This window comes from Rhodococcus sp. 14-2496-1d (genome assembly GCF_002259365.1).
Taxonomy (GTDB): Bacteria; Actinomycetota; Actinomycetes; order Mycobacteriales; family Mycobacteriaceae; genus Rhodococcoides.
The window spans coordinates 38,436-48,442 of record NZ_NPFV01000019.1; the positions used below are offsets into that span (position 1 = coordinate 38,436).

A 10,007-nucleotide genomic window follows, 5' to 3' on the forward strand; every position below is an offset into this window, starting at 1 on the left:
ACGGGCCCTCATTTCCACCACTCACTTCGTTGACACTTCGTCGCCTTGCTGGTCGAGGTCGACAGTGCGAGGAGCTTTCACCGTGACGGCAGTCGAAGACACCGCAGCAACACACACCGCACCGGCAGGACCGGCGGCGATCACCGACGAGGAGATCTTCGCCGGGCATCTCGGCGGCAAGCTGTCGGTCGAGTTGGCAGCGCCGCTCGACACGCAGCGCGATCTCTCGATCGCCTACACCCCCGGAGTGGCGCAGGTCAGCCGCGCCATCGCCGCCGACGCCTCGCTGGCCAAGCGATACACCTGGACCGATCGCCTCGTGGCCGTCATCTCCGACGGTTCCGCAGTGCTCGGCTTGGGCGACATCGGTCCGCGCGCGTCGTTGCCGGTGATGGAGGGCAAGGCCGCGCTGTTCAAGAAGTTCGCGGGCCTCGACTCCATTCCGATCGTGCTCGACACCAACGACGTCGACGAGATCGTCGAGACCATCGTGCGGATGCGGCACAGCTTCGGTGCCGTCAACCTCGAAGACATCTCGGCACCGCGCTGTTTCGAGATCGAGAAGCGCGTCATCGAGGCGCTCGAATGCCCCGTCATGCACGACGACCAACACGGCACCGCCATCGTCGTACTCGCTGCTCTCAACGGGGCTGCGAAGGTTCAGGGCCGCAGTACGTCCGAACTGAAGGTCGTCGTATCCGGAGCCGGGGCAGCGGGAGTCGCGTGCGCGAACATGCTGCTTCTGGCCGGCATCGGGGACGTGGTGGTGCTGGACTCGAAGGGCATCGTGTCCGCCGACCGCTCGGACCTCAACAGCGTCAAGACCGATCTCGCCGCGCGTACCAACCCCCGTGCACTGTCGGGCGGTGCGGTCGACGCCCTCGCCGGAGCCGACGTGTTCCTCGGTCTGTCCGCAGGCAAGGTCGACGAGAACTACATCGCGTCGATGGCCCCGGACTCCATCGTGTTCGCACTGTCCAATCCGGATCCGGAGATCCATCCGGAGGTGGCGAGGAAGTACGCCGCCATCGTGGCCACCGGACGAAGCGACTTCCCGAACCAGATCAACAACGTTCTCGCCTTTCCCGGTGTGTTCAAGGGCGCACTCGACGCCGGTGCCCGCCGTATCACCGAAGGCATGAAGCTCGCCGCTGCCGAGGCAATCCTCTCGGTTCTCGGCGACGAGTTGGCTGCGGACAAGATCGTGCCCAGCCCACTCGATCCTCGTGTCGCCCCGGCCGTTGCGGACGCAGTTGCGGCAGCAGCGCGAGCCGAGGGCGTCGCGTAGGAAAACGGAAGAAACACCGGCGAACCCGGCCCCACCCGGGCCAGCGGTTCGCCGGTGTCTTTCGTGGTGGGACGAGTCAGACTTTCGCGAGTCCGGTCGGCATCCGCCGCAGGCGACCGGTTCCCGGCACCGACGTCCACACCGCGAGGGCGAGCAGGCCGTCGACGATCAGGGTCAGCAGAGCCACCAGAATCGCGCCGACGAGAACGCGGCCGTAGTCGTAGAGCGCGAGCCCGTCGAAGATGTAGCGGCCGAGCCCACCGAGGTTGACGTAGGCCGCGATGGTCGCGGTGGCGATGATCTGCAGTGTGGTGTTGCGCAATCCACCGAGGATCAGCGGCAGCGCGTTGGGGATCTCGACCCGAAACAGCACTTGCGTTTCGGTCATCCCCATCGCGCGGGCGGCGTCGACCACGTTGGCGTCCACGTTGGCGATGCCGGAGTACGTGCCTGCCAACAGCGGAGGAATACCGAGCAGCACCAACGCGATGATCGGCGGAACCAGTCCGAGTCCGATCACCAGAACCAGAAACACGAGAATGCCGAGGGTCGGCAGCGACCGCAACGCGTTGACGAGGCCGACGACGACGGCCTCACCGCGGCGCAGGTGACCGATGAGCAGACCCACCGGAACCGCGACGGCAGCCGAGAGCAACACTGCCAGCAGGCTGTACCACATGTGCTCGATCAGTCGTGCGCCGATTCCCGTCGGCCCGGCCCAGTTTCCGCCGTCGAGAATGTACGAGAACGCCTCGGAGAAGAGATTCATGCGCGTGCCTTCTTCTTCGACGAGCCCGTGTTCAGTCGCGTCCACGGAGTGAGTCGACGCCCCAGCAGGAACAGGGCCGCGTCGAAGATCAACGCCAGGAACACGATCGAGATGATGCCTGCGAAGATCTGGTCGGGATAGTCACGCTGGTAGCCCTGGGTGAAGAGCTGGCCGAGACCGCCGATGCCGATCACCGAGCCCACCGAGACCAGTGAGATGTTGGTGACCGCAACGACTCTGATGTTCGCGATCAGCACCGGAAGCGCCAGGGGCAGTTCGACGGTCACCGCTCGCCGCAGCGACGAGTAGCCCATCGCCTCGGCAGAATCGACCACGGCGAACGGCACCGAGTCGAGGGCCTCGGGGACCGCGCGCACCAGCAGTGCGGTCGAGTACACCGACAGGGCGATCACCACGTTCAGTGGATCGAGTACCGGTAGACCGACCACTGCGGGGATGGTGACGAACAGGGCGAGCGAGGGCAGGGTGAACGCGATACTGGCCACCGTCAACGTGATTCGACGAACCCAGCGAGTGTTGCGAATGACGGTGCCCAGCGGGATGGCGATGAGCAACCCGACGAACAGCGGGACGAGCGAGAGATAGAGGTGCGTCTTCGTGTAGCCGAGGACCACACCGAAGTTGTCCAGCAGCCAGGTCACTGTTCGGCGTCCCCGCTGGCGAGGAAGTGATGCCGGTTGCGTTCCGAGTCCTCCGACTTACGTTGCGCAGCAAGGTGTTCGAGGATCTCCGCACCGTCGACGCTGCCCACGGCAGCCCCGGCACCATCGACCGCGACGCCGATTCCCGACGGCGAGGAGATCGCGGCGTCGAGTGCCTGACGCAGATCGCCGCCCTCGAGGAACAGCGAGCCGCCCGCTGCCGTGCTCTCGTCGATGCTGCTGCCGCCCCGCACCTTCTCGACCCCGGTCGCGTCGATCCACCCGAGCGGTCGGCGCTGTTCGTCGACGACGAGCACCCACTGCCCCTGGTCCAGTCGGAGGCCCTCGATCTCGTCCTGCGTCGCCGTGTGGATCGGGTGCATGGTCACAGCCTGCGCCGATCTGAACGACAGCCCGCGGTAGCCGCGATCGCGGCCGACGAACGACGCCACGAAAGACGTTGCCGGTGCGGCGAGTACGGTCTCGGGCTTGTCGTACTGCTGCAGTCGGCCCTGCGGCCCGAAGACCGCGATGCGATCGCCGAGCCGGACGGCCTCGTCGATGTCGTGGGTGACGAAGACGATCGTCTTCTTCAGGTCGGCCTGCAGGCGCAGCATCTCGATCTGCAGTTCTTCACGCACCACCGGGTCGACCGCGCTGAAGGGCTCGTCCATCAGCAGGATCGGTGGGTCGGCGGCCAGCGCCCGGGCCACGCCCACCCGCTGTTGCTGCCCACCGGACAGTTGCGCCGGGTAGCGCGAGGCGAACGCCGGGTCCAGGCCGACTCGCTCGAGGACGTCGAGTGCAGCCTTGCGTGCGGCGCGACGCGGTTCGCCGTTCAGTACCGGCACCGTGGCGACGTTGTCGACGACGGTACGGTGCGGCAACAAGCCGGCACTCTGAATCACGTAACCGATGCCGCGGCGCAGCTTCACCGCGTCGATGTCGGCGATGTTGCGCCCGTCGACCGTGATCACACCCGAGGTGGGAGTGATCATGCGATTGATCATTCGCATCGAGGTGGTCTTGCCGCAGCCGGACGGCCCCACGAACACGGTGAACGAGTGTGGCTCGATCACCAGGTCCAAGGAGTCGACCGCTGTGGTGCCATCCGGATAGGTCTTGTTGACGTGCTCGAAGGTGATCATCAGCTGACCGGCTGGTCCAGGCCCTTGTCCTTGACCCACGCCGCTGCTGCTGCCGCCGGCTCGACCTTCTCGTCACCCGAGACCGAGGTGTTCAGTGCGATCAGCTCTTCGGTGGTGATCTGCGCCGACACGGCGTCGAGCACCTGAGTGAGCTTGTCGGACTGCTTGGCCGTACGCAGCACCGGAATGATGTTCTGGGCCGCGAAATTGTTCTCCGGGTCTTCGAGGACCACGAGATCGTTCTGTGCGATCGAGGGCGCGGTGGTGAAGATGTCCGCCGCGACGACCTGCCCGGAGACGAGTGCCTCGACCGTGGCCGGGCCGCCGCCGTCGGAGATCGGGATGTAGTTGCCGGGCGAGATGTCCAGGCCGTACTTGTCTCGCAGACCGGGCAGGCCGCCGACGCGCTCCTGGAACTCCGGGGTACCGGCGAAGGTCACCTCGGAGGAGAACGGTGCGAGGTCGCCGATGGTGGTGAGGTTGCGTTCGGTGGCGGTCTGGCGAGTGACGACGACTGCGTCCTTGTCCTCGCCCGGTGCCTGCGCCGTCACGGTGAGATCGTCGCCCAGGGCGGCAGGAAGTGCGGCCAGGACGTCCTCGGACGAGGTGGCGGTCGCGGATTCGTCCAAGTACTGCAGCAGGTTTCCGGTGTAGTCCGGGATCAGGTCGATCGACCCGTCTCGCACTGCGGGAATGTAGGCCTCACGGCTGCCGATGTTGAGCTTGGTGCTCACCTCGAAACCATTGGCGCGCAACGCCTCGGCGTAGATGTTCGCCACGGTCTCGGACTCGGGGAAGTTGGCGGAGCCGATGATGATGGAGTTCGTGTCGCTGTTGGTCTCGCCGCCACCGCTCGAGAGTGGATCCGAATTGCCGCCGCAGGCGGTCAGGGCGGTGACCGAGAGAGCGAGTGCGGCAACAGCTGCCACTGCCCTCGGAGCGGAGAACGCACGCGTGATGCGGGAGGTGGTCATGGTGTCCTTCCATCGGTTCGGGCACAGTCCTACCCATTTCCGCCGATCTGCCCCCGGGGGGGGCAACGGAAGAACCAGGACTCGGGCTGCTCGGGATGGTAGTCGAATTCGGCGTGCCCATAAGGTTGGTTCGACTACCGTCTCGTTCGCACTAGTGCCCCGCGGTCGGGATCGGTAAACCACATGGGCAGTGAACAGGAGAAAATGACAGTGCGATCGTCGGTTCTGGCAGCAGCCCTGGTGATGTCGATCGCCGGTCTGGTCGGCGGTTGCAGTGCGAGTGCATCGACCGACCCTGCTGCGGTGCCCGTCGTCGTCGGAGCGGGCAATTCGGAGCTGTCGCGTCTGCTCGCGCAGATCTACGCCGGGGGACTGCGGTCGACAGGAGCGGAGGTCGAGGTGAAGGAGGAGCTGGGCGATCGGGCCGACTACCTCGCGGCGCTGGACCGCGGTGAGGTGACGATGGTTCCCGACCTCACGGGCGAGCTGTTGCGCACCTTCGACGGTCTTTCCGAGGCAACCGAGGCCGAGGACGTGTACACGGAACTGAACCGATCACTGCCGGCCGGGTTGTCGGTGGGGGATTACGCCACCGCCGAGGATCGACTGGCCATCGCGGTGGCGTCGGGCAGTGAATCGGGCGACGAGACGGTGACGGATTTCCTGGGTCGTGAGGAAAGATCGGTGGGAATCGTCGACGGCCAGGTCGATCCGATGGACGTCCTTGCGCAGGGTACGAGGAGTCCCACGTTCACAGGGGCGTCGCTCACCGATGTCACCCCGTATGCCGATGCGCAGTCCGCCGTCGACGGCTTGAACGCCGGAGAAGTCGACGTGCTGGCGATTCGCACCACGTCGTTCGGCCCGCTGGCGAAGGACCTGACAACGCTGCCCGACGACGACCACGTGTATCCGGCGCAGAACGTGGTGCCGCTCTATGCCGACGGAGTGCTCGACGAGAGTGCTGTGAGGTCGTTCTCGGTGGTGGCGGGTGAGCTGACGACTGCGGACCTCGCCGAGATGATCGGCGAGGTCCGCAACGGAGTTCCGTCAGGCGATGTCGCCGGCCGTTGGCTCGGCGAGCGCAACCTCTGACGGTCCGGTCGGCTGCGCGGCTCGGAGCTTGCGGCCGAGGTACGAGCCCATGTGCTGGACGGCCTGGGCCGCCTCACGCAGAATCGACGCCTGCAGATGGGCCACGTGCCAGAGCTTCTTGTACTCCACGTGTTCGAGCTCGACACCCGACAGGCGCAGCTTGTCCGCGAACGCAGTGATCTGCGCGTACAGCACCTCGTCGGTACCGACGTGCATGACGATCGGCGGCAAACCGTCCAGGTTGCCCAGCAGTGGGGCGAAACCCTGGTCCAGCGGATCGCCCGCACCCAGATACGCATCGGCCGAGCTGTAGGACCACCCGGTGTTGACCACCATGTCGCGGTCCTTGGCGGCGTCGCGAGCTCCGGGATCGACCCAGGGCGAGATCAGGCCGAGGGCAGCCGGGCTGGTGCCGTCGTCCACCAGGCGCCGGGCAGCGGCGACCGAGAGACCGCCACCGGCCGAATCGCCGGCAATCGCGATGCGGTCCGCAGTGAATCCGTGGACACGAACCAGCTCGCGGAACGCCGCCACGGCGTCGTCCAGACCTGCCGGGTACGGGTTCTCCGGTGCCAACCGGTAATCGAGCACGTAGACAGCACTGGCCGATTCCCGGGCCAGATGTGCGGCCAGTGACCGGTGCGTGTTGATGGATCCGATCGTGTACGCGCCGCCGTGCAGGTACAGGATCGCGGTGTCGCGTTCGGTTGCCCCGACGGTGACGCGCTCGGCTCGACGGCCCGCGAGTGTCATCTTCTGCGAGACCGTTCCGTGCGGAAGCGTTTGCACGGGAGCTGCGGCCTCGAGGATCAGCCGCTGCGTCCGAAACGAGAATCGCGCATTCAGCGCGAGGCGATAGAACGGCTTCAGCGCAGCCGCGACGATCGGCAGGGGAACGTAGAAGGACTCCACGACGTGACCCGCCTACTTCTTCGTGCGCGGCAGCGCGCGCTTGGACACTGCGGCGATCAGGCCCTGGTAACGCGATCCGGTGATGCGCTGGAGCAGGTCGAGTGCAATGGCGTCGGAACCGATGAGAACGCGTCCCTTGCCCTTCTCGACACCCTTCAGGATGGTCTTGGCCGCGTCGATCGGGGTGGTCTTGGCGAGCTTGGTGTCGAAGAACTTCGCGAAATCGGCCTGGTCGTAGTTCTCGGCCACGGTGGCGTTGCGAGCGATGGCGGTCTTGATGCCACCGGGGTGAACCACTGTCACCTTCACCGGAGCCTTCGAGATCAACATCTCGATGCGGAGCGATTCGCTGAACCCGCGTACGGCGAACTTGGCCGCGTTGTACGCGGACTGCGACGGAATCGCCAACAGTCCGAAGAGGCTGGAGATGTTGATGATGTGGCCGTCACCGGAGGCCTGGATGTGCGGCAGAAAAGCCTTGGTGCCGTTGACGACTCCCCAGAAATCGACGTCGACGATGCGCTCGATGTCCTTGAACGAGGACTTGTCGACGTCACCGTGGTAGGCAATGCCTGCGTTGTTGTAGATCTGGTTGACCTTGCCGAAATGCGCGACGACGGCGTCGGCGTAATCCAGGACGGTCTCGCGCTGGGAGACGTCGAGGAAATCCGACTTCACCTCCGCGCCGAGTGCTTCGACTCGTCGGACCGTCTCGTCGAGTCCGGCGGTGTCGACGTCGGACAGCGCCAGTTTCGCTCCACGGCCGGCCAGCTCGAGGGCCAGTGCGCGGCCGATTCCCGAACCCGCGCCGGTGACGACGGCCACCTTGCCTGTGAATGTGCTCATCGTGCGGACACCTTGTCTGTGTTGTTGCCGGCGGAGTTGTTCGCCGACGATCCGGAGGGCAGGTCTGCGGTAGCGACGCTACGGTACGCATCGAGATCGAACTGCTTGGTGATTCTGCGGAACTCGAACGTGAAGCCCGGCCACAGCGTGGTGTTGTTGCCGTGCTTGTCGAGGTACCAGCTGGCGCATCCGCCGTTCATCCATACGCTCTTGGCGAGCTGATCCTGCAACGTCACGTTGTACTCGTCCTGCACGTCCTTGCGCACCTCGATGGTGCCGATGTCGTGCTTGTCGATGGTGTCCAACGCGTCGACGAGGTAGTTGATCTGCGATTCGATCATGAAGACCATCGAGGTGTGGCCGAGGCCCGTATTCGGTCCCACCAGGAAGAACATGTTGGGGAAGTTCGCGACCGCTGCCCCCTTGTAGCCCTGCTGGCCGCCGTCGTCGAAGGTTTCGGCCAACGTGCGGCCGTCCTTGCCGATGATGCCCTGGTAGGCGGGGGAGTCGGTGACGTGGAAGCCGGTGGCGACGACGAGCGCATCGATCGGCCGCTCGGTGCCGTCCTTGGTGACGATCGATCCTTTGCGGATCTCGGCGATGCCGTCGGTCACGAGGTCGACGTTGCTCTGTGCGAGAGCCGGGTAGTACGCGTTGGAGATCAACATGCGCTTGCAGCCGATGCGGAAGTTCGGCGTCACCTTGGCGCGCAGTGCCTTGTCCTTGATCTGGGTGCGCAGGTGGTTCTCCGACGCCCACTGCAGCGGCTTCATGAAGGCCGGAGCCTTGGCCAGACCGACGACCTGGGTCTCGCGCATCGCGTAGATGCCGGCCCGCGACAGGCGCTGGAACCCGGGAACGTGCTTGAAGGCGAAGCGCTCGAGCTTGGTGTACGGGCGATCGGCGCGGGGAAGGATCCACGGCGCGGTGCGCTGGTACACGTCCAGATGTTCCACCTGGCCTGCGATGGCGGGCACGATCTGGATGGCGGAGGCGCCGGTGCCGATGACGGCGACGCGCTTGCCCGCCAACGAGACGTCGTGGTTCCACTGAGCGGAGTGGAAGACGTCGCCCTCGAAGTCGTGAATGCCCTTGATGTCGGGCAGATTCGGCTCACACAGTGCGCCGACGGCCGAGACGACGATCTTCGCGGTGTAGTTGCCGGAGGTGGTCTGAACATCCCAGCGGTTGGTCTCGGCGTTCCAGCGGGCCGAGGTCACATCCGTGCCGAACACGTGCTTGTCCATGACGCCGTACTTGCGCGCCACCCCGGCGATGTACTTCTGGATCTCGGGCTGTGTGGAGAACGACCGAGTCCAGTTCGGGTTCAGGGCGAACGAGTACGAGTACAGGTGCGACGGCACGTCGCAGGCAGCACCGGGGTAGGTGTTGTCGCGCCAGGTGCCGCCGACGTCGTGGCCACGTTCGATGACGACGAAGTCCTTCTTGCCTGCCTTCGTCAGCTTGATCGCGGCACCGAGGCCGGCGAACCCGCTGCCGATGATCAGCGTATCGACGTGACGCGGCGTCGTTGCACGGTCCGAAGTATCTGTTACGGGAAGACTCATGTAGGGGAGCGTAGAAGCTTATTGAGTGTGAGTCAATAGTTATTGACTAACATTCAGTAGGGTGGTTGCATGGCGTTCGTGAACAGTCCCGGCGCACCGACCACGAAGAGGACGAGACTCAGTCCGCAACAACGACGAGCCCAACTGATCGAGCTCGGTACCGAAATGCTCGCCGGCCGCCCCCTCGAGCAGATCTCAGTCGAGGACATCGCCGATCAAGCCGGCGTCTCCCGAGGTCTGCTGTTCCACTACTTCGCCTCCAAGCAGGACTTCCACCTCGAAATCGTGCGTGAATCCTCGCGCGTCATGCTCGAGCGCACCGCACCCGATCCGTCGCTGCCACCGTACGAGATTCTGCGCGACTCCATCGCCAACTACGTCGATTACGTCACCGACAAGCGACAGATGTACGTCTCACTCCTGCGCGGCACCCCCAGTGGCGATCCGCAGATGCGCGCGGTGTTCGAGGAGACTCGCTCCGCCATGGCCGAGCGAACCCTCGCGCAACTCGGGGGACTCGACATCGAGGTGACCCCCACCATCGTGCTGGCCGTTCGCGGCTGGATCGCATTCGTCGAGGAAACGACCATCAACTGGCTCACCGCACCGGAGCTCGGCCGCGACGAACTGATCGACCTCAACGTCAATGCTCTGCCTGCCGTCGCGCTGGCACCGGACATGATCTCCGCACTCCTGGGTGCCGACCGAGACGCCGCCGCAGACGCCTGATCCCGCCCCGCCGTGT

At 65.3% G+C, this 10,007-nt stretch carries 10 protein-coding genes; 3 read left to right on the forward strand and 7 right to left on the reverse strand.

Annotated elements, in window-relative coordinates; all coding sequences use genetic code 11:
* Positions 1-82 precede the first annotated feature (82 nt).
* Positions 83-1,288 (forward strand): NADP-dependent malic enzyme, encoded by a 1,206-nt coding sequence (locus tag CH296_RS16675; RefSeq protein WP_094685258.1) that lies wholly within the window; start codon positions 83-85, stop codon positions 1,286-1,288.
* Positions 1,289-1,364: 76 nt separating this feature from the next.
* Here the strand turns inward: CH296_RS16675 and CH296_RS16680 are convergent, their stop codons facing one another.
* From CH296_RS16680 to CH296_RS16695, 4 genes are read right to left on the reverse strand one after another with little or no spacing between them, the layout of a single operon-like run.
* Positions 1,365-2,057 carry an ABC transporter permease gene (locus CH296_RS16680; RefSeq protein ID WP_032394114.1) on the reverse strand — a complete coding sequence of 231 codons (693 nt, stop codon included), beginning with the start codon at positions 2,055-2,057 and terminating at the stop codon, positions 1,365-1,367.
* Positions 2,054-2,719, reverse strand: a complete 666-nt coding sequence (locus tag CH296_RS16685) for an ABC transporter permease (RefSeq protein WP_032394115.1) — start codon at positions 2,717-2,719, stop codon at positions 2,054-2,056. Before CH296_RS16685 ends, CH296_RS16680 begins: the two co-directional genes overlap by 4 nt.
* Positions 2,716-3,867, reverse strand: coding sequence for an ABC transporter ATP-binding protein (locus CH296_RS16690; protein ID WP_094685259.1), 1,152 nt, complete (start codon positions 3,865-3,867; stop codon positions 2,716-2,718). The genes CH296_RS16685 and CH296_RS16690 overlap by 4 nt, the downstream gene beginning before the upstream one ends.
* Entirely contained in the window at positions 3,867-4,841 is a 975-nt protein-coding gene (locus CH296_RS16695; protein WP_045199238.1) for an ABC transporter substrate-binding protein, read from the reverse strand. Before CH296_RS16695 ends, CH296_RS16690 begins: the two co-directional genes overlap by 1 nt.
* A gap of 204 nt (positions 4,842-5,045) precedes the next feature.
* Here CH296_RS16695 and CH296_RS16700 point away from each other — a divergent pair, with 204 nt between their 5' ends.
* The gene (locus CH296_RS16700) at positions 5,046-5,936 is read left to right on the forward strand and encodes a glycine betaine ABC transporter substrate-binding protein (protein ID WP_094685260.1); all 891 of its coding nucleotides are present in this window, start codon (positions 5,046-5,048) and stop codon (positions 5,934-5,936) included.
* On the opposite strand, the gene CH296_RS16705 is transcribed toward CH296_RS16700, so the two are convergent.
* The 3 genes from CH296_RS16705 to CH296_RS16715 are packed head-to-tail and all read right to left on the reverse strand — an operon-like array spanning position 5,892 to position 9,262.
* Positions 5,892-6,848: an alpha/beta hydrolase gene (locus CH296_RS16705; protein WP_094685261.1), complete on the reverse strand. Its 957-nt coding sequence runs from the start codon at positions 6,846-6,848 to the stop codon at positions 5,892-5,894. The two genes, CH296_RS16700 and CH296_RS16705, sit on opposite strands and share 45 nt — an antisense overlap.
* Positions 6,849-6,860: 12 nt before the next feature.
* Positions 6,861-7,694 carry an SDR family oxidoreductase gene (locus CH296_RS16710; protein WP_094685262.1) on the reverse strand — a complete coding sequence of 278 codons (834 nt, stop codon included), beginning with the start codon at positions 7,692-7,694 and terminating at the stop codon, positions 6,861-6,863.
* On the reverse strand, positions 7,691-9,262 hold the full coding sequence (locus CH296_RS16715; RefSeq protein ID WP_045199242.1) for an NAD(P)/FAD-dependent oxidoreductase: 1,572 nt from the start codon (positions 9,260-9,262) through the stop codon (positions 7,691-7,693). Before CH296_RS16715 ends, CH296_RS16710 begins: the two co-directional genes overlap by 4 nt.
* Before the next feature lie 69 nt (positions 9,263-9,331).
* Here CH296_RS16715 and CH296_RS16720 point away from each other — a divergent pair, with 69 nt between their 5' ends.
* Positions 9,332-9,991: a TetR/AcrR family transcriptional regulator gene (locus CH296_RS16720; protein WP_094685263.1), complete on the forward strand. Its 660-nt coding sequence runs from the start codon at positions 9,332-9,334 to the stop codon at positions 9,989-9,991.
* Positions 9,992-10,007 lie beyond the last annotated feature (16 nt).

What these genes read in the sequence shown, in the direction of transcription:
- CH296_RS16680 (WP_032394114.1), bottom strand. Translation starts at nt 2,057, where the DNA reads ATGAATCTCTTCTCCGAGGCGTTCTCGTACATTCTCGACGGCGGAAAC.
- CH296_RS16690 (WP_094685259.1), bottom strand. Translation starts at nt 3,867, where the DNA reads ATGATCACCTTCGAGCACGTCAACAAGACCTATCCGGATGGCACCACA.
- CH296_RS16695 (WP_045199238.1), bottom strand. Translation starts at nt 4,841, where the DNA reads ATGACCACCTCCCGCATCACGCGTGCGTTCTCCGCTCCGAGGGCAGTG.
- CH296_RS16700 (WP_094685260.1), top strand. Translation starts at nt 5,046, where the DNA reads ATGACAGTGCGATCGTCGGTTCTGGCAGCAGCCCTGGTGATGTCGATC.
- CH296_RS16710 (WP_094685262.1), bottom strand. Translation starts at nt 7,694, where the DNA reads ATGAGCACATTCACAGGCAAGGTGGCCGTCGTCACCGGCGCGGGTTCG.
- CH296_RS16715 (WP_045199242.1), bottom strand. Translation starts at nt 9,262, where the DNA reads ATGAGTCTTCCCGTAACAGATACTTCGGACCGTGCAACGACGCCGCGT.
- CH296_RS16720 (WP_094685263.1), top strand. Translation starts at nt 9,332, where the DNA reads ATGGCGTTCGTGAACAGTCCCGGCGCACCGACCACGAAGAGGACGAGA.